Here is an 18,887-nt window from a genome sequence, read left to right as displayed (position 1 = left end):
CCCCGGTGATGCAGGTGAAGGTGCCGAGCGGGATGGACGCGGTGACGTCCTTCAGGTTGTTCGCGCGCGCGCCGGTGACGGTGAGCTTCCTGCCATTGCCCTTGCGGCGTTTGGCCGGAACCGGGACCGAGCGGCGGCCCGAGAGATAGTCGCCGGTCAGGCTGTCGGGGTTGTCGAGAATGTCCTGCAACGTCCCCTGCGCGACGATATGACCGCCGTGGACGCCCGCGCCCGGACCCATGTCGACGACATGGTCGGCGGTGCGGATCGCGTCCTCATCATGTTCGACGACGATGACGGTATTGCCGAGATCGCGCAGGCGGCGGAGCGTGACGAGAAGGCGGTCATTGTCCTTTTGATGAAGGCCGATCGACGGTTCATCAAGGACGTAGAGGACGCCCGATAGCCCTGAACCGATCTGGCTGGCGAGACGGATACGCTGTGACTCGCCGCCGCTGAGCGTGCCCGACGTGCGGTCGAGGTTCAGATAGTCGAGGCCGACATTGTCGAGAAAGCCGAGGCGTTCGACGATTTCCTTGAGGATGCGTTCGGCGATGGCGTTCTGTTGCGGGGTGAGGTGGTCGGGCATCGCCTTGAAAAAGGCGAGGGCGGGGCCGACGGGGCGGCGCGTGGACATCGAGATGTCCTCACCCGCGATCTTGACCGCGAGCGCTTCGGGGCGGAGGCGCGCGCCCTTGCAGACTTCGCAGGGTTGAGCGTTCTGGTATTTGTTCAGCTCCTCACGCATCCAGGCGGATTCGGTGGAGAGCAGGCGGCGGTCGAGGTTGCCGATGACGCCCTCGAACGGTTTCTTGACTTCATAGGATTTGCGGCCGTCGATGAATTTCAGGACGACAGGCTGGCCCTGTGTGCCATAGAGGATGGCGGTGACGGCTGCATCGGGCAACTGGTTCCAGGGGGTGTCGAGCGCAAAGTCGTAATGGCGCGCGAGCGAGCCGAGGACCTGCATGTAATAGGGGCTGGGCGGGTTGGATTTCGCCCATGGCACGACCGCGCCCTGTTTGATGCTGAGGTTTTCGTTGGGGACGACGAGTTGTGGGTCGAAGTGGAGCTTTTCACCAAGGCCGTCGCAGGCGGGGCAGGCACCCTGGGGAGCGTTGAACGAGAACAGGCGGGGCTCGATCTCGGCAATGGTGAAGCCCGAGACGGGGCAGGCGAATTTCTGACTGAAGGTGATGCGGCCATCGGGGGCGTGTTCGCCGGCGACGAGTTTCTTGGCGGCGGGGGCGGGTTCTGCGGGGTCGGGCGCGGCGTCGGCTGGATCGACATAGGCGAGGCCGTCGGCCAGTTTCAGTGCGGTTTCGAAGCTGTCGGCGAGGCGTGATGCGATCCCTTCGCGAACGACGATGCGATCGACGACGACTTCGATGTCATGCTTGTATTTCTTGTCGAGCGCGGGGGCCTCGTCGATTTCGTAATATGCCCCGTCGATGCGGACGCGGGTGAAGCCGACGCGCTGCCATTCGGTGAGTTCCTTGCGATACTCACCCTTGCGACCACGGACGACGGGCGCGAGCAGGAACAGGCGGGTCCCCTCGGGCAGGGCCATGACGCGGTCGACCATCTGGCTGACCTGTTGCGCGCTGATCGGCAGGCCGGTGGTCGGCGAATAGGGGACGCCGACGCGCGCCCACAAAAGGCGCATATAGTCGTAGATTTCGGTGACGGTGGCGACGGTCGAACGCGGGTTGCGGCTGGTGGTTTTCTGTTCGATGCTGATCGCAGGCGACAGGCCCTCGATATGGTCGACATCGGGTTTTTGCATGAGTTCGAGGAACTGGCGCGCATAGGCCGACAGGCTCTCGACATAGCGGCGCTGACCCTCGGCATAGATGGTGTCGAAGGCGAGGCTGGATTTGCCGCTGCCCGACAGTCCGGTGATGACGGTCAGGGTTTCGCGCGGGATGTCGAGCGAGATGTCCTTGAGGTTATGCTCGCGCGCGCCGCGAACGCTTATGTGTGTCAGCATGGGGGCTTTGTTCCAGATTTGTTCGCGTGACGCAAGGCGCGCAACAGCAAACGGCCACCATTACTGGCGGCCGTCGGGCGCATCCCTCATGTGGGGATGAAAATCCGGGTTTAAAGCCTCACGCGCGACTCAGCCGTCGTAGTCGGCGCCCAGGTTTTGGTTCCGCGGCGGCGCAGCGGCGGTGAGGCGGAGTGCCTCGGCCGACTGGGCCAGCGAGCCCATTTCATCGACGGCATCGTCGTCGTCGATCCGAACGCGCTGCATGTTGCTGATCGTGCTTTCCCGCAGTTCCTCGGGCTGGACCAGTTCGTCGGCGATTTCGCGCAGGGCGACGACCGGGTTCTTGTCACGGTCACGATCAACAAGCAGTTCGGCACCACCGGAAATCTGGCGCGCACGCTGGGCAGCGAGCAGGACCAGATCGAACCGGTTTGGAATCTTGTCGACGCAATCTTCGACTGTTACGCGCGCCATGAAACGCTTCCTCTTCGAACCACTAAATAAGGCAAGCGGGCCGGGTAGCAGCCCCGCCAAGGGATTGCAACAATCCCATAATAAAGGGATGGGGATGGGGAGCCGACAGGGAGCGCGGGTGGAACATACGCATGAGGTCGCGGGCAATCGGCTGACGATAATTGAAAGCGGGGCCGATCGGCTGGAGGCGCTGATTGCGCTGATCGACGGGGCGACGACCAGCTTGCGCGCGCTCTACTATATCTATGCCGACGACGACGCAGGGCGGCGAGTCCATGCCGCGTTGCTGGCAGCGGCGGCGCGGGGGGTCGTGACGTCGCTGATCGTGGACGGGTTCGGCAGCGATTCGGCCAAGCAGGAGGGGTTCTTCCAGCCATTGCGCGACGCCGGAATTTCGGTCTGCGCCTTCTCGCCGCGATGGGGGCGGCGGTATCTGTTGCGGAACCATCAGAAGCTGGTGCTGGCGGACGAACGATGCGCGATCATCGGCGGGTTCAACGTCGAAAACGCCTATTTCGACGACCGCGGCGAAGAGGCGTGGCGCGACCTGGGACTGATTGTCGAAGGCGAGGCGGCAGAACGGCTGACCGGTTATTACGACGTGCTCCAGACATGGACGCAAGCGCCGAAATCGAAGATGAAGACGCTGCGGCACGCGCTGCGGACGTGGAGCAATCCGGCTGGCCCGGTGCGCTGGCTGCTGGGTGGGCCGGCGCGGCGAATGTCACCATGGGCCAGGGAAATCCGTGCCGACATGCGCAGCGGCAAGCGCCTGGACATGATCGCAGCCTATTTCGCGCCCAGCCCGGCGCTGCTGCGCCGGATCGATCAGCTCGGGCTGACGGGGACAGCACGGATCGTGACCGCGTCGAAAACCGACAATGCGGCGACCATCGGCGCGGCCCGCTTTACCTATGCAGGGCTGTTGCGAAAGGGCGTGCGGATATTCGAATATGAACCCTCGCGCCTGCATACCAAATTATATGTGATCGACGACGCCGTCTATATCGGCAGCGCCAATTTCGATGTCCGCAGCCTGTTCCTGAATCTTGAGATCATGTTGCGCATCGACGACGCCGCGTTTGCTGAGACGATGCGTGGCTATATCGACGGTGAGGTCAGCCGGTCTGTCGAACAGAAACTCGCCGATTATTCCGGCCTGCACACTGTCGGCGCACGACTACGAAACGCGCTATGTTATTTTCTGGTTGCGGTTGCCGACTACAATGTCTCGCGGAGGCTGAACTTCGACGCCGAATAGGGCCGATAACACGCATCTCTCTGTGAATGCCAATGCATGGCCCTAACGGAAAAACCCGTTGCCAATAGCATACAAGCGCGACCGCGAGTTGGCGCCTACTCATATCCGTATCGCCCTCGCATCACCCAACCGGCGAAGGCGCAACAAAACGGCAATAAATCAATTGACATTGCATTCGAATGCATAAATGATTGCCGTACTATCTGGCATACAGGGGTTTAGGGGGAATAATATGACAAATAATAGCCTAGAGAGCCAAGCAACAAAAACGGATCGATCTTTAGTATCGCGGCAACGACTGATGTTGACAGCGTCCGTTGCGGCAATCCTGACGCTAGCGGTGGCAACGCCTGCCTTTGCGCAGGCCGCACCGTCTGTACCGGCCACAACCACCGCTGATGACAACACAGGGCTGGGCGATATCGTTGTAACGGCACAGCGTCGCGACGAGCGACTTCAGGATGTCCCCATTTCGATCACGGCGCTTTCTGCTGCCGATCTGGACCGCGCGCACATCAATTCAGCTGGTCGGCTTCAGTTCGTGACGCCGGGCTTCAGCTGGGGCCAGCAGGGATCGGATTCGTTTCCTGCCATCCGCGGTGTCCGCACCAGCCTCGTCAGCGCGCAGAACGATCCGGTCATCGGGTTTTTCCTTGACGGTATCTACCAAAGCCGCACCCAGCAGCAGAGCATCCCGTTGTTCGACGTTGCCCGCGTCGAGGTGCAGCGTGGGCCGCAGGGCACGCTCTATGGCCGAAACACGTTCGGCGGCAACATCAGTGTCGTGACTCAACAACCCGGCAAGGACCTGGCTTTCGGCGTGAATGCCGATGTCGGGAACTACAGCGCCGTCCGCGTCGATGGTTTTGTAAATCTTCCGATCAGCGAGACGTTGGCGATCCGTCTTTCGGGCGTTTACATGCGCCACGACGGCTATGTTCATTCGGTTACTACCCCGGGCGTGACATTGAATGACGACGACGAGAACGCGCAGCGCCTCGCCATCAAATGGACCCCGACAAGCGCGCTGGAGGTCGTGGTTCATGCCGGGCATTGGCAGCGTGACGATGCTGGTGCCGGTTCTTACGGCTACAAGGTTGCAGGCACGCTCATCAATCCGGCAACGGGATACCAGTCGATCAACGGCGTTCCCTATGCGGTGAATCCGTCGGTCCATAACGGAACCGCGATCGTCAACGGTGTCGATATCGGCGTTCCGGTTGCTACCGGCCCCTATGAAAACAACTGGGATTACCAGCCGTTCGAACATCTGCTCGAAAACTATGCATCGGGTACGATCAGCTATGATTTCGGTCCGGCAGTTCTCCGCTCGATCACCGGCTACACGTTTTTTCGCGCGCATCGCAGCGCCGACAATGACCAGTCCAGCGTGATTTTCCAGAATCCGGCGGCCGGTTTCGGGTCTGGCGTTCAAGAGCCGAACACTTCGTCGGCCGCCTTCACACAGGAATTCCAAATTGCTTCGACCGCCACCGCTCCCCTGCAGTGGATCGTTGGCGCATTCTATCTGCATGATCGTGTCAACGAGAGTTACCAGCAGAAGATCACGGCTCCCGGCACGATTACGCCCGGTTTCAAGGCCAGCGCGCTGTTGCGGACCGATGCCTATGCAGGTTACGCGCAGGCGACATACGCAATCGTTCCCGAGCTTAAGGTAACGGCGGGCATTCGTTACTCACATGAGAAAAAGGCATTCGAATTCGCCGACTATGCCAACGGCGTGCCCGGAACCTATGACTTCGGCGCTCCGTATAGCCAAACTTCGGGTGCGCCCACGTTCAACAGCACGACATGGCGCGCTGGATTGCAATACACACCCGACCGCAGCCTGATGCTTTATGCGACGGCTTCGACGGGATTTGAATCCGGCGGCGTTAATGACACTGGTGGAAGCGCCGTTATTCCAAGTTCCTATGCGCCCCAAAAGGTCAACGCTTATGAAGTTGGTGCAAAAGCGCGGATGTTCGATGGCAAAGTCCAGGCCGATTTCAGCCTGTTCTATAACAAGTTCCGGAATCTGCAGATTAATGTCTACACGCCTTTGGTGTCGTATTTCGGTAGCGCGGGTAAAGCGCGATCCAAAGGTGGAGAGATCGCAATCAGAACACTTTTGGCTACCGACTTTCATGTGGATCTGACCGCTGCATATCTTGACGCCAAATACACTACATATATCAGCCGTAATAACTTCTTTGGTGCATCAAATGGTCAGGATCCTGTTTCGGTAGACTTGGCGGGTAAAAGAATACCGAACTCACCCAAGCTAACGACGACAGCGGCAGTCTATTACGAACTGCACGTCGGCGATGAAGCTGTTGTGACGCCATATGTGAGCTGGATGCACTCGAGCGGATATTATACGACGGACTATAACACTGCTTTGGATCGTCAGAAAAACTACAATCTGGTTGATGTGGCGCTCCGTTATGCTCCAAATTCAAAGCTGTTCGTCGAAGCATATGGTAACAACGTGTTCGACAAACCAGTATTGTTCAGCGGCGTGGTTGGACGTACCCAGCGGGTTCAAGTCTCATATGGTCCGCCCGCAACTTACGGGCTGCGCGCAGGTGTGAAGTTCTGATAATTGTAATCTTAATGCCGGTATAAACGGCGGGGAGCGCGCAGCTTAGGCGTCGGGCTCCCCTTCAAGGCGAGGGATTTTGCCACTGTGACCGACAGCAAATTGCCCGATAGCACAAGCGGGGATGGCGACGTCCTCGACCTATCGCACGGGCGGCGCATATCGATCTTTTGCCTGCTGCTCGGTGCCGAATTTCTATACGGTTGGGCATGGAATACGGTCGATGTGCTCAGGCCTTTTCTCCGGCAATCGCTTGGCCTGAGCTTAATCCAGGCAGGATCGGCTTATTCTGCTCAAGGTGCAGGTGCCCTGGTGGGCGCAATCATCGCCGGTCAACTTGCCGACCGCTTCGACCGTCGCAAGGTGCTCGCCGGGCTCATTCTCGGCTATGGCACCGTTCTGCTTGCGGGCGTGGCCGTTGGCAATTACCCACAATTGCTCCTGCAGCGGTTTGTCCTTGGCCTGTTCATGGGCGGATCGTTTCCCGTCGGCGTCAGCATTTATGTAAACCTATTTCATGCCCGTATTCGAGGGCGGTTGGCGGGCACCCTGAATGTCGCGTTCAGTTCCTCGATCATCTTGCTGGGCCTGGCGCTGGGCGTAGTGGGCGGCAGCGGGTGGCGTTTGCTGTTCTGGATGGGCGGAGTCCCGGCGATCGCGATGGCGGTGGCGGTGTACTGGCTCATCCCACCTTTCCCGAAGGCTGCGGTCGAGGTCAGCGCCACGCGGCGAACTTTTCCGATCGGCGAGCTGTTTCGTCCCGAAGTGCGCAGGCAGACAATCCTGCTGGCAACCATGACCGGGCTTAACTTTTTTGGCTATCAGGCGTTTAGCGGGTGGTTCACGACCTATATGACGGGACCACGGGGACTGGACGCTGCAACCGCCGGTGAATTGGTCGCGTGGCAGTTCACCGGCAACATCATCGGTGGATTCATTTGGGGATGGGCTGCGGATCGCTTCGGTCGACGCTTCAATGCGCTGGGCTTCTTTATCGCGTCGGCCGCTATCGCCCTTTACATCGCCGCGCCGACACAGTTGCCGTTGCTGCGTGCCATCGGCTTCCTTTACGGGATTACAATCTGCTGCAGCGTGATCTGGGGGCCGTGGCTGGCGGAGCTTTATCCACCACACCTGCGCGCGACGGCGAGTTCGATTTTCAACTGGGGCCGGATCATCAGCTTTTTCGCGCCGCTGATCACAGCTTCGATCGCTACCCGCTTCGGGCTTCCCGCAGCCATGCTCGCGGGCGCTGCCAGTTTTTCGCTGGCCGGAATAATCTGGCTGATGCAACCCGAAACGCTCGTGCGTCGAGGCATCAAGCTGCCGGTTGCGGTCGTCGTGTGACGACCAACGCTACTATTGCCGAAGTTGCGCGAGACGTAGCCGACGGGTTGGTGTCGTCGGCTTCGCTGGTCGCAGATGCAACGGCCCGGATCGCCGCGCATGATCGGCAGGGTGCTTCGCTCGGCGCGGTCATAACCATGAACCCGCAGGCAATGGACGACGCCGAAGCGCTCGACCGTGAACGGCTGAGGTCCGGGGTTCGGGGGCCGCTGCATGGCGTGCCGATCGTCATCAAGGACAATATCGACGTCCTGGGATTGCCGACCACATCGGGGTGCATTGCTTTGGCCAAGGCCATGCCGAGGTGCGATGCCGTCCAGACAGCAAGGCTTCGGAAAGCCGGCGCGATCATCCTCGCCAAGACCAATATGTCCGAGTTCAGCTTTGAAATTCGTTCACGCAGTTCGATCGCTGGTGATGTTCGCAACCCATTCGACACCGCCGTCAGTGCGGGCGGGTCGAGCGGCGGCGTGGCGGCGGCGATTGCTGCGGGCTTTGCCTATGGCGGACTCGGCACCGACACCGGTGGGTCAATCCGCACCCCGGCTTCCTACAACGGTCTGATCGGACTCAGGCCGACTTTTGGATTGCTGGACTTGGGGGGCGTGGCACCGCTTGCACCGAGCGCAGACACGATCGGTCCCCTCGGCCGATCGGTGGCGGATGTCGCGATCATGATGGCAGCGATGACGGGCCTGAACTACGCCCCGCCAGCCACGTCGATAGACGCAATCCGCGGCAGGCGGATCGGCATTTTACGGCAGGCGTTCGGAGCCTCCGACGAAATCGCCAAAGCCTGTGAAGATGCATTGGAGCGGCTGGCGTCAGCGGGCCTCGCGATCGTCGATCCCGTGATACTACCCGAGGCGGTTCTACCGACCTGCCCAACTGATTTGGTCGATTACGAATTTCCCAACGCATTCGACGCCTATCTGCGGTCGGGATTTGAAGGCGGTATTCCATCGTCGCTTGAGGAGATTGTCGCCAGTGGCGCGCACTTGGTCGACTATCATGATGTACTGCGGCGGCGCCTGCGCGTGCCGTTGGATCGGGCACCTTATGAGCGGCTTCTGGCATGGCGTGACGCTCTTGCCGACGCGGTGAAATTGTTGATGGCGCTGCACCGCCTCGATGCGCTGGTCTATCCGACTTCAGCGGTCGTGCCGACCTCACTTGACAATCCGCGCGGCGGCTGGGCACCCGAAATCGCGGCCTATATCGGCGCCCCCGCCCTGACATTGCCCGCTGGCTTCTCGTCGGGCGGGATACCAATCGGCATTGAACTTCTTGGGCATCGTCAGGATGATGCCGGGTTGATGGCTATCGCAGCGGCGGTTGAAGCAGTCCTCCATTTCAACCATAGCCCGACTTCTGCACAGTCACAGGTTGAAGTCGAACCAAACGCAGATTAAGGTTTGCATTCGAATTCATAGGAGGCGAAAATGGCAGTTTGGTTGAAGCGCGGCGCGACTGCCGAAGCGAAAGCGGAAGCGAACAAAAAGGTGCAGGACATCGTCGAGGGCGTCCTTGCCGATATTGATGCGCGCGGTGATGCCGCTGTCCGCGACCTATCGATCAAATTCGATAACTGGGATCGCGCAAGCTATGTGCTGACCGCTCAGGAGAAGCAGGACTGCCTCGACCAGCTTACCGGCCAGGATTTGAAGGACATCGAATTCGCGCAGACGCAGGTGCGCAACTTCGCACAGATCCAGCGTGACAGCATGAAGGACGTCGAGGTCGAAACCATGCCCGGCGTTATCCTGGGCCACAAAAACCTGCCGCTCAATGCTGCGGGCTGCTATGTCCCTGGCGGCAAATATCCGTTGCTGGCTTCCGCGCATATGAGCGTGATCACGGCGAAGGTTGCAGGCGTAAAGCGTGTCATCACATGCGCGCCACCCTTTCAGGGCCGCCCGGCCCCCGCCATCGTTGCCGCACAGGTCATGGCAGGTGCCGACGAAATCTATGCTCTGGGCGGTATTCAGGCAGTCGGCGCGATGGCGCTTGGCACCGAAACTATCCTGCCCGTCGATATCCTCGTCGGCCCAGGCAATGCCTTTGTCGCGGAAGCCAAGCGCCAGCTTTTTGGCCGCGTTGGTATCGACCTATTCGCCGGGCCGACCGAAACGCTGGTTATCGCCGACGAAATCGGCTGCGATGGCGAACTGGCGGCGACCGACCTGCTGGGACAGGCCGAACATGGCCCCGACAGCCCGGCAATACTGCTCACGACGAGCCGGAAGCTTGCCGAAGACACGATGCGCGAGATCGAGCGGTTGCTGACAATCCTGCCTACGGCTGACTATGCCGGACGGGCATGGGCGACTTATGGCGAGGTTATCCTGGCTGAGGACGATGCCGAAATGGTGCGCATAGCCGATGAGATTGCTTCGGAGCATGTTCAGGTGATGACGCGCGATCCGGACTATTTTCTGAACAACATGACCAACTATGGCGCGCTGTTCCTGGGCGCGCGGACCAACGTGGCGTTCGGTGACAAGGTGATTGGCACCAATCACACCTTGCCGACCAAGAAATCGGCGCGTTACACAGGTGGTCTGTGGGTCGGCAAGTTCCTGAAGACTTGCACATACCAGCGCGTTCTGACCGATGAGGCTTCCGCGATGATCGGCGAATATTGCAGCCGGTTGTGCGCTCTCGAAGGCTTTGCTGGACATGGGGAACAGGCCAACATCCGCGTGCGCCGTTATGGGCATCGTGACATTCCCTATGCGGGCAAGGCCGAGCCGCTGGTCGTCGTATGAACCTGCCAAAAACCCCCAGCTTTCGACTTGACGGGCGACGTGCGGTTGTGACCGGGGCCGGTCGCGGGATCGGCCTCGCTCTTGCTGCTGCGCTGGCAGAAGCGGGTGCCGAAGTGACGCTCGTCGCGCGGTCGGAAGACGAAATTGCGGCGGGTGCCGAGGCTATTCGCGTTGTTGGCGGTCTTGCCAGTTGGGCGATCCTCGACGTGAGCAACCTGGCGGCAGTATCGGCGTTTTTCGAAGCACGCCCAGCGTTTCATGTCCTCGTCAACAACGCGGGTACCAACCGACCCAAACCGATGCAGGACGTCACCGAGGACGATTACGACGTGGTACTCGGCCTGAATGTGAAAAGCGCGTTCTTCGTGGCGCAGGCTTGCGTGCGAAAAATGCTTGCCGACGGAACGCTCGGCAGCCTGGTCCACATCGGATCACAGATGGGGCATGTCGGCGGACCGAACCGATCGCTTTACTGCGCTTCAAAATGGGCGCTCGAGGGTATGTCGAAAGCCTTCGCGCTCGATCTGGCCGTGCATGGGATCCGGTCGAACACGATCGCACCGACCTTTATCGAAACGCCGCTGACCAGGCCGTATTTAGAGGATACCGCGTTCATGGCGAGCGTTCTTGCCAAGATCAAGCTCGGACGGGTGGGGCAGGTCGAGGATATCATGGGCGCCGCGCTCTTTCTTGCGTCCGATGCATCGGCGCTGATGACCGGTACCAGCCTGGTGGTCGACGGCGGCTGGACCGCAGACTGAATTCAAAGAGGGACTATGATGACGAGCACGCCGATCCGCACGACACACGTCGGTTCACTGCCTCGCAGCAAGGCTGTCACCGACCTCGTGTTCGCAGTGGAACGTGGCGAAGCGGTCGATCTCGCTGAGTTCGACGCCGTCATCGGGCAAGCCGTCAAGGATTGCATCGCACGCCAGACTGCAGCCGGAGTCGATATCGTTTCCGACGGCGAAATGTCGAAAATTTCCTATGCGACTTACATCAAGGACCGGATCACGGGATTTGACGGCGACAGCCCGCGCACGCCGCCCGCCGATTTGGAGGACTTCCCCGTCTTCATGGCGCGTCAGTCCAAAGGAGGCGGCACCCCCACCTATCGTCGGCCACGCTGCATCGGACCGGTTGCGATGGCAACAATGGTGTCGCTGGAACAAGACATCGCCCGCCTGGACGCCGCGATGGTCGGCAGCGCGGCGCACGGCGCGTTCATGAACGCAGCATCGCCCGGCGTGATCGCGTTATTCCAGCCAAACGACTACTATCCGACGCAGGACGACTATCTCGAGGCGCTCGCGGAAGCGATGCGGCCTGAATATGAGGCGATCGTCGCGGCGGGCCTGATCCTGCAACTCGACAGCCCCGACCTCGGTCTGGGGCGACACATGATGTACAAGGATCGCACCGAAGCCGACTACCTCGTGCTGATTGCGCGCCATGTCGAAGTGCTGAACCATGCATTGCGTAACGTGCCCGCAGAAGCCGTCCGGATGCACGTTTGCTGGGGCAATTACGAAGGACCCCATCATTGCGATGTCGAGATGGGCGTTATCCTGCCGGTCCTGATGAACGCCAAGCCGCAGGGACTATTGTTCGAAACCGCCAATCCCCGCCACGCGCACGACTGGAGCTATTTCGCGGGTATGATCGACCTGATTCCGGAAGATCGCGTTTTGATCCCTGGCGTAATCGACAGCACGACCAACTTTGTCGAACATCCAGAGGTGGTCGCCGAACGCATCGCGCGCTTTGCCAACATCGTCGGGCGCGAACGGGTGATCGCAGGGACCGACTGTGGGTTCTCGACTTTTGCCGGGTTCGGCGCAGTCGATCCGGACATAGTCTATGCAAAACTAGCAACGCTGGCGGCCGGGGCGGCACTGGCGAGCGCGCGGCTGTGATCGCGACGCTGAAAGAACGGCTGGCGGCGCGCGAACTGATTGTCGGCACGTTCGTCAAAACACCTTCGCCGATAGTGGTGGAGGTACTGGCGCTGACCGGAATGGATTGCCTTTGCCTCGACGCCGAGCATTCGCCCTTCGATCGAGCGGCCATCGATCTGTGCATCATGGCTGCGCGCGCTAAAGGTCAAGACGTTCTGGTCCGCGTGCCATCGTCAACGCCCGAACATATCCTCAACGCGCTCGATTGTGGCGCGACGGGGGTTGTCCTGCCCCATATTCGCTCTGTCGAAGAAGCACGCGCTGCGGTGGCCGCGTGCCATTACGGACGCGGCGGGCGCGGCTATGCCGGGTCTTCACGTGCAGCCGGATACACGACGACCCCCATGGCGATGCACAAGGCAGCAAGCGCCGCGCGCACCGTTGTAATTGCCCAGATCGAAGACCCGGAAGCCATCGATGGCATCGATGAGATTGCTCAAGTCGAGGGCATCGACGCGCTGTTCGTCGGTCGTGTCGACCTGACGGTGGCCTATGGCAGCGAAGATCAGGACGACCCCCGCGTGGTGGCGGCGGTGGAGGCCGTGTGTGCCGCGGGTCTTCGTCATGATCGGCCGGTCGGCATGTTCCTCGCGCGCGTCGGCGACGTTCCCTATTGGCGGGACAAGGGCGCGAGCCTGTTTCTGTTGGGTTCGGACCACGGCTTCATGCTTGCGGGTGCCGCCGACCTGATCGCCCGCGCCAAAAGCTGAAAGCGAGATTGCAGTCAGGCCATTCGTGCCGACCGACCGATAATGAACTGGCCGGTGAAAAGACGGCGCTCGGCAGGAAGCGACGCATCCTCGATTCGTTCGACCAGCATCGTCACCGCCGCCTCGGTCATCCGTTGGACAGGCTGGCGGACCGAAGTCACCTGATAGCTCGACCAGGTTGCCGGACCCGAACCGTCAAACCCTACGACCGACAAATCTTCGGGAATGCGCAGCCTGAATACTTCACGACCGGCATCGATCGCCCCGATCGCCATCTGATCGCTAACGCAGACAACCGCGTCGAAGCTCGCGTCGTTCGCCATCAAAGCCTGCAACCCCGTACTGCCGCTTTCATAGCTGAAATCGCCGCGCACAACGGGAACGTCGAGAATCCCCGATTGGCGCAAAGTTTCAGACGCTGTTTCGCGCCGCTCTTCTCCGACATAGCTATCCTGCGGCCCGGCAATAATGCCGAACTTTTTATGTCCCGCGGCCAGCAGCTTGCCGATGAGGTCCCGCTCCCCCGCCACGGAATCGCAGCAGACCGAGGCGGCGGAGGCGGTTCCTGATACGCGATTGTAAAGAACGAGAGGCACATGGCGATCCTCGAACATCTGGATCTGCTCATCCGAGAGTCGCGCGGCGCAAATTACGCCGTCCACGCTATGGCGCCAGACCTGATCCAGCACGTCGTCTACTTCGCCTTCCGCGTGCAAGGAAAACAGCAGCACACGAATGTTCCGCACAGTCAGACGCTCGGTCAGCTCCGCCAAAACCTCGGGATAATACAGCATGGTCAGGCTTGATATCAGCACGGCGACGAGGTTGGTGCGCCGCGAAATCAACGCCTGCGCCAGGGCATTCGGGCTATAGCCCAGCTCGTTGGCGGCAAGAATGATTCGCTCGCGCGTCGCGGGTGCGATGCTGGCGTTCGGAGAATAGCAGCGCGAAACCGCCGATTGCGACACGCCTGCCCGAAGGGCGACATCGTACGACGTCGGCCGTCGACCATTGGCACGAAACTCGGTTTCTGCCGGCATCACCTCGCCTGCCGGCTTTGATCGCTTGCTGCCGCTGCCCGCTGCCATAACCGCCCTCGAAAACTAACAAGATCGGGCATCAAGCCGCCTTTTGCCCCGAGTGCAATAGATGACCGTTTCAATCCCAAAATCAAAGAGTCCTTGGCAACCGTTGCATTCGGATGCAATGCATGGTGGAACGGTCCATAGAGTTTCACGCATGGTATCCGGACAGGCAACGAGAGGATCAACGATGACGACGGCGATTGGAAGTGCCCCGATTGGGTTCGAGGGGCGAGCGACATACGTAAAGGCACCGGGTCGGAATTCGCTTGCCGATACCGGCGACGTCGTCGATCTCGTAACCCAGATCCTGAAAGACGTGCGGCTTCGTGGGGATGCGGCTGTGCGCGAATATTCGGGCAAGTTCGACAAGATCGAGTTGGAGCGTTTCGAAGTTTCTCCCGCCGAACGCCTTGCTGCGCTGGCTGGCATGGAAAAGCAGACCCAGGCCGACACCGAATTCGCTATCGAAAACGTTCGTCATTTCGCACAGGCGCAGCTCGACACGATACTGCCGCTCGACATCGAACCGATGCCGGGCCTCCACCTCGGCCACCGCGTCATCCCTATCGAACGCGTCGGTGCCTATGTTCCTGGCGGTCGTTTCCCGCTGCTTTCGGCGCCGATCATGACGATTGTTCCGGGCAAGGTCGCTGGCTGTGACGAAGTCGTCGCCTGCCTTCCGCCAAACGCCCACCCCGCGATGATCGCCGGTTGCCATCTGTCCGGCGCAGACCGGATTTTCCGGATCGGTGGCGCACAGGCAATCGCGGCAATGGCGTTCGGCACCGAAAGCGTGCCGCAGGTGAACAAGATCATGGGACCCGGCAATGCCTTCGTGAACGAAGCCAAGCGCCAAGTTTTCGGCCCCATCGGCATCGACCAGCTTGCCGGGCCATCGGAAATCTTCGTCGTCGCCGATTCGACCGGCGACCCCGAACTGATCGCCACCGACCTTTTGGGGCAGGCCGAACATGACGTCCGCACTCGCGTCGGCCTGATCACCACCGATCGCGCGCTTGCCGAAGCGACAGTGCTCGAAGTCGCCCGCCAACTTGAAACACTGGCAACCGCGACCGTCGCTCGCGAAAGCTGGGACAATTACGGCGAAATTGTCTATTGCGTCGATGAAGCTGCGATGATCGCTTATTCAGATCATGTCGCTGCCGAACATCTCCAGATACACACCGCCGACCCGCACGCGTTTTCGTACAAGGTCCGCAACTACGGGTCTCTCTTTATCGGTGAAAATGCCAGCGTCGTCTATTCGGACAAGTGTGTGGGCACCAACCACACGTTGCCAACGATAGGCGCAGGCCGTTACACCGGCGGCTTGTGGGTTGGTTCTTATGTGAAGATCGCAACTTACCAGTGGCTCGACGCCGCCGGTGTTGCCGCGGTTGCCCCATCGGCGATCCGCCAAAGCGGCAGCGAAGGTCTTGAAGGCCATCAGAAAGCCGCAGCCATCCGCTACGACCGGCAGTTGGCCGCCAGCGCAGCCTGATCACCAAACTCCGCATCTCCCCAGTGGAGATGCGGAGCAAGCGGCTAAACCGGCTTCGAATCGAAAACCGGGAGCGCCGGATCAACCGTTCCACGCACCACGAATACTTTGGCGGGCACCGACGCTGTATTCCGGAATGCGTGGCTCAGCCCGATCGGCACGGTCAGCGTGTCGCCAGCGCCCATGATCAACCCACCATCCGCCCAGCTGATCTCGATCGTCCCCTCCTGAACCATCAGCACTTCGGCTTCGGCTCGTGCGTGTGTCGGGACATACGCTCCGGTTTGCAAAGTGAGCTGGCGCAAGTTGAAATCCTGTGGCCACCAGCCCTTGATCGGTCCAGCGGCAAACCCATCACGTGTCGCGCACGGCACGATGATGCCTGCTTCCTCGACGCCGACCGCCGCGAGTGGCGAAGTTGGATTGGCGACGATATCGCCTGCCAGCACAACGCATTCGGCCAGCTTTTCAGCGGGAGGCGTCTGCAATTCAGCAAGCTGGCTTTCGGTCAGCACGCCTTCCATCTCGACATCTTTCAACTGGGCGGAACCGCTCGACGTGTCGATCAGGCGACCACCCTTTGCCAGTTTCAAACCAAAATCCGCCGCCGCTTCGAAAACTGCTGGAGCCCAGGTTACCTGACCTGGATCGTCCTCACCCAAAACCGTGAACAGAAACCCTGTGCCTTCATCGACTTTCTCGAACCCACGGAACATTCGGGTCGGCACAGAGGCAACGTCGCCCGGCCCGATCTCGAGCGAGCCGTCTTCGCGATTGGGGCCAAAGATCAGCCGCCATTTACCCGAATGAATGATGAAAACCTCGGCGGTCTCATGGCTGTGCTGCGAATTGACGCATCCCAACGGCTGGCGCGCGGCACCGATGTTGAAACCATGGGGTTCGGCGATATGGACGACCTGCTCGGGACTTTCCGACACACCCTTGCCGATGATCGTGAAGTTTTCCTTTTCGGTCGATCCCGGCGTTTTGGTGTCTAGAAATGCCGTGCGGCACGGGATCAGGTCCGCATAACGAACAAGGCGCGCATTCATCGCCGATTGGCTCCACTCGGACACTGTAATTCCCTTGAATGGTCGTGTTCGACGACCTGTTGCATTCGGATGCAATAACGCTAAGACATATGAAACCGCAACGCAAGAGCGACCGGAGCAATTCCAGCCATGATGGCACCAACGACGCAAGGGGAAGACCGACGAAAGGGCGCAGCCCTTTTTGCCAACTCACCCGATTTCGACGATCCAGTGCCACTGCTGTTACTTCCCGGCACATTGTGCGACGCCCGCATATTCGCGCCCTTTGCTTCGGTTTTTGCAGATAGTCCGACGATGGACATTCCAATAAGCCGCGCGGAATCGACCACGGCACTGGCTCGGCACATACTGGCCCGTGCGCCATCAAGATTTGCGTTGGTCGGCTTTTCGCTGGGCGGCATCGTTGCTCTCGAAATCGCAGCCATTGCTCCGGAGCGCGTTATGGGACTGGCGCTGATCGCCACCACCGCGCGCGCCGATCCTGTGAAAAATGCGGCCATTCGTCGCCACGGCGTCGCCGACGCCCGCGCACGCGGACTGGCTGCACATTTCATTGATAATATTTGGCCCGAATCGACGGCTCCTGCAAATCGGGATGATAAAGATCTCAAGGCGCTGGCAATCGAAATGGCCGAAGCGACGGGCGTTGCTACCTATGCGCAGCAAGTTGAAATCGCCATTTCCCGAGCCGACAGTCGCCTTCGCCTGCGCAATCTTAAAATGCCGACGCTGGTCGTATGCGGTGCTGTCGACAGTATCTGTCCCCCTAGCCGTCATACCGAGATCGCCGAAGCTATTCCTGGCGCGGAGCTCGCCATCATTCTCGGGGCCGGTCACTATGTCCTGCTCGAAGCACCCGACGCCGTCGCCCGCCATCTGAGCGACTGGTTGAAGATTCTTTCCATCAACACTGATACCCTCCCTCCTCGCACTGCGCGACAGACCAAGGATTTCCAATGAGCGACGCCGATCCAACAGCTTCGACGAAAGTCAGCAAAAACAGCACCCAGCCTTATTCGCCGGAAGCCGTCCTCCAGGTCGAGCGCCGCGATTATACGCAGTTGGCGCCCGAAGGGCGCGCGCGCGTCCAGAGCCTGAACGGCTTTGACGACGTTTACACCGATATCGTCGATTACATCATTCGTTGCACCCACAAAATCTGGGACGAGCGTGATGTCGGCCTGATCTACACCCACTACACGCATAATTGTGTCGTCTATGGCAATCTCGGCACGATGTATGATCGCGAAACCATCGTTCGCGAAACCATCCAGCGTCTGGTCGAACTGCCCGACCGTCGTGGCATGGCGACTCAGGTCATCTGGCGCGGCAACGATGTCGACGGCTTTTATACAAGCCACATGACGCACGGCACCGGACGCCACACCGAATACGGACAATGGGGAAAGCCGACGGGCCGAACCTTTGTGACACGTACTGTGGCCGACTGCATGATCTTCGAAAATAAGATTTACCGCGAATGGGTCGTGCGCGACAATATGGCGCTGCTCGTCCAACTCGGCATCGACCCCCATGCCTATGCCGAAACCCTCGCGGCGGCCAAATTAGCGCGTGGCGAGGACGTGTTCGAACTGTCTGAAAACCGCCGCCTGCTGGGCCAGTATCCGCCCGAGTCCGAAGCCGATGTCTCCATCGCGCATACCGACAACGAAGCGCAGGTTCTCCGTTGGCTCCATCACATTTACAACAAGCGCATGTTCGGCAAGATCGCTGACATCTATGCACCGACTGTCCAGTGGCACGGCCCGATGATGCGCGAACTCTATGGCACCGCTGCCGTCCTCCAGCAGACGATGCGTCTTGTCGCGCTGATGCCCGACTGCGCGTTCGTGCCGCAGCACATTTGCTCAACGCCGAGCGAAGAGGGCGGCGAAAAGGTCGCGGTGCGCTGGATGATGGACGGCCATCACTTTGGCTACGGCTCACTCGGTGCCCCGACCGGCCACAAATTGTCGGTCATGGGATTTACCCATTTTCACATCATAGATGGCAAGATCGTCGACGAATGGGTCGTTTACGATGAGTTTTCGATGCTGGTGCAGTTGAAACTGGCGGCGATGACATCGGAATAAACCCACCTTTGCTGTTTAAGGGAGCATAGCCTGGGCTATCTCC

General features: G+C 60.1%; 15 protein-coding genes. 11 read left to right on the top strand and 4 right to left on the bottom strand.

Annotation, left to right across the window (positions count from 1 at the left end):
* Together uvrA and rpoZ are read right to left on the bottom strand one after the other, a co-directional pair.
* On the bottom strand, nucleotides 1–1,990 hold a 1,990-nt coding region (gene uvrA, locus Q0R02_RS03970; RefSeq protein ID WP_293881048.1), incomplete at its 3' end, for an excinuclease ABC subunit UvrA.
* A gap of 129 nt (nucleotides 1,991–2,119) precedes the next feature.
* On the bottom strand, nucleotides 2,120–2,464 hold the full coding sequence (gene rpoZ, locus Q0R02_RS03965) for a DNA-directed RNA polymerase subunit omega (protein ID WP_121153298.1): 345 nt from the start codon (nucleotides 2,462–2,464) through the stop codon (nucleotides 2,120–2,122).
* Nucleotides 2,465–2,558: 94 nt separating this feature from the next.
* Here rpoZ and Q0R02_RS03960 point away from each other — a divergent pair, with 94 nt between their 5' ends.
* The 8 genes from Q0R02_RS03960 to Q0R02_RS03925 all read left to right on the top strand — a co-directional run bounded on the left by Q0R02_RS03960 (nucleotide 2,559) and on the right by Q0R02_RS03925 (nucleotide 13,113).
* Complete coding sequence (locus Q0R02_RS03960; RefSeq protein WP_293881045.1) at nucleotides 2,559–3,725, top strand: phosphatidylserine/phosphatidylglycerophosphate/cardiolipin synthase family protein; 1,167 nt, start codon at nucleotides 2,559–2,561, stop codon at nucleotides 3,723–3,725.
* Nucleotides 3,726–4,026: 301 nt separating this feature from the next.
* A complete protein-coding gene (locus Q0R02_RS03955) occupies nucleotides 4,027–6,327 on the top strand; it encodes a TonB-dependent receptor (RefSeq protein ID WP_293881043.1) in 2,301 nt (766 codons plus the stop codon).
* 87 nt (nucleotides 6,328–6,414) lie between these two features.
* A complete protein-coding gene (locus Q0R02_RS03950; protein WP_293881041.1) occupies nucleotides 6,415–7,674 on the top strand; it encodes an MFS transporter in 1,260 nt (419 codons plus the stop codon).
* Nucleotides 7,671–9,086, top strand: a complete 1,416-nt coding sequence (locus Q0R02_RS03945) for an amidase (RefSeq protein ID WP_293881039.1) — start codon at nucleotides 7,671–7,673, stop codon at nucleotides 9,084–9,086. Before Q0R02_RS03950 ends, Q0R02_RS03945 begins: the two co-directional genes overlap by 4 nt.
* A 30-nt stretch (nucleotides 9,087–9,116) precedes the next feature.
* Entirely contained in the window at nucleotides 9,117–10,442 is a 1,326-nt protein-coding gene (hisD, locus tag Q0R02_RS03940) for a histidinol dehydrogenase (RefSeq protein ID WP_293881037.1), read from the top strand.
* A complete protein-coding gene (locus Q0R02_RS03935) occupies nucleotides 10,439–11,203 on the top strand; it encodes an SDR family NAD(P)-dependent oxidoreductase (protein WP_293881035.1) in 765 nt (254 codons plus the stop codon). Before hisD (Q0R02_RS03940) ends, Q0R02_RS03935 begins: the two co-directional genes overlap by 4 nt.
* A 15-nt stretch (nucleotides 11,204–11,218) precedes the next feature.
* Entirely contained in the window at nucleotides 11,219–12,361 is a 1,143-nt protein-coding gene (locus Q0R02_RS03930) for a cobalamin-independent methionine synthase II family protein (protein WP_293881033.1), read from the top strand.
* Nucleotides 12,358–13,113, top strand: a complete 756-nt coding sequence (locus Q0R02_RS03925) for an aldolase/citrate lyase family protein (RefSeq protein ID WP_293881031.1) — start codon at nucleotides 12,358–12,360, stop codon at nucleotides 13,111–13,113. The genes Q0R02_RS03930 and Q0R02_RS03925 overlap by 4 nt, the downstream gene beginning before the upstream one ends.
* A gap of 14 nt (nucleotides 13,114–13,127) precedes the next feature.
* Here the strand turns inward: Q0R02_RS03925 and Q0R02_RS03920 are convergent, their stop codons facing one another.
* The gene (locus Q0R02_RS03920) at nucleotides 13,128–14,153 is read right to left on the bottom strand and encodes a LacI family DNA-binding transcriptional regulator (protein ID WP_293881029.1); all 1,026 of its coding nucleotides are present in this window, start codon (nucleotides 14,151–14,153) and stop codon (nucleotides 13,128–13,130) included.
* Between the two features lie 232 nt (nucleotides 14,154–14,385).
* Here Q0R02_RS03920 and hisD (Q0R02_RS03915) point away from each other — a divergent pair, with 232 nt between their 5' ends.
* Nucleotides 14,386–15,699, top strand: coding sequence for a histidinol dehydrogenase (gene hisD / locus Q0R02_RS03915; protein ID WP_293881027.1), 1,314 nt, complete (start codon nucleotides 14,386–14,388; stop codon nucleotides 15,697–15,699).
* Between the two features lie 44 nt (nucleotides 15,700–15,743).
* On the opposite strand, the gene Q0R02_RS03910 is transcribed toward hisD (Q0R02_RS03915), so the two are convergent.
* A complete protein-coding gene (locus tag Q0R02_RS03910) occupies nucleotides 15,744–16,775 on the bottom strand; it encodes a cupin domain-containing protein (RefSeq protein WP_293881025.1) in 1,032 nt (343 codons plus the stop codon).
* Between the two features lie 105 nt (nucleotides 16,776–16,880).
* Between Q0R02_RS03910 and Q0R02_RS03905 the strand changes: the two genes are divergently transcribed.
* Nucleotides 16,881–17,711 (top strand): alpha/beta fold hydrolase, encoded by an 831-nt coding sequence (locus Q0R02_RS03905; protein ID WP_367271426.1) that lies wholly within the window; start codon nucleotides 16,881–16,883, stop codon nucleotides 17,709–17,711.
* On the top strand, nucleotides 17,708–18,844 hold the full coding sequence (locus Q0R02_RS03900; RefSeq protein ID WP_293881023.1) for an ester cyclase: 1,137 nt from the start codon (nucleotides 17,708–17,710) through the stop codon (nucleotides 18,842–18,844). Before Q0R02_RS03905 ends, Q0R02_RS03900 begins: the two co-directional genes overlap by 4 nt.
* Nucleotides 18,845–18,887: the final 43 nt, after the last annotated feature.

The sequence above is a fragment of the Sphingomonas sp. genome, assembly GCF_025353885.1.
In the GTDB taxonomy this organism is placed as follows: domain Bacteria; phylum Pseudomonadota; class Alphaproteobacteria; order Sphingomonadales; family Sphingomonadaceae; genus Sphingomonas_O.
The sequence above is the reverse complement of the archived record's forward strand: the minus strand, read 5'-3'. Positions and strand labels throughout refer to the sequence as shown.

Excerpts from the sequence above, each read along its gene's own strand:
- rpoZ (WP_121153298.1), bottom strand. The coding sequence starts at position 2,464 with ATGGCGCGCGTAACAGTCGAAGATTGCGTCGACAAGATTCCAAACCGG.
- Q0R02_RS03960 (WP_293881045.1), top strand. The coding sequence starts at position 2,559 with ATGGGGAGCCGACAGGGAGCGCGGGTGGAACATACGCATGAGGTCGCG.
- Q0R02_RS03955 (WP_293881043.1), top strand. The coding sequence starts at position 4,027 with ATGTTGACAGCGTCCGTTGCGGCAATCCTGACGCTAGCGGTGGCAACG.
- hisD (WP_293881037.1), top strand. The coding sequence starts at position 9,117 with ATGGCAGTTTGGTTGAAGCGCGGCGCGACTGCCGAAGCGAAAGCGGAA.
- Q0R02_RS03935 (WP_293881035.1), top strand. The coding sequence starts at position 10,439 with ATGAACCTGCCAAAAACCCCCAGCTTTCGACTTGACGGGCGACGTGCG.
- Q0R02_RS03930 (WP_293881033.1), top strand. The coding sequence starts at position 11,219 with ATGATGACGAGCACGCCGATCCGCACGACACACGTCGGTTCACTGCCT.
- Q0R02_RS03920 (WP_293881029.1), bottom strand. The coding sequence starts at position 14,153 with ATGCCGGCAGAAACCGAGTTTCGTGCCAATGGTCGACGGCCGACGTCG.
- hisD (WP_293881027.1), top strand. The coding sequence starts at position 14,386 with ATGACGACGGCGATTGGAAGTGCCCCGATTGGGTTCGAGGGGCGAGCG.
- Q0R02_RS03905 (WP_367271426.1), top strand. The coding sequence starts at position 16,881 with ATGATGGCACCAACGACGCAAGGGGAAGACCGACGAAAGGGCGCAGCC.
- Q0R02_RS03900 (WP_293881023.1), top strand. The coding sequence starts at position 17,708 with ATGAGCGACGCCGATCCAACAGCTTCGACGAAAGTCAGCAAAAACAGC.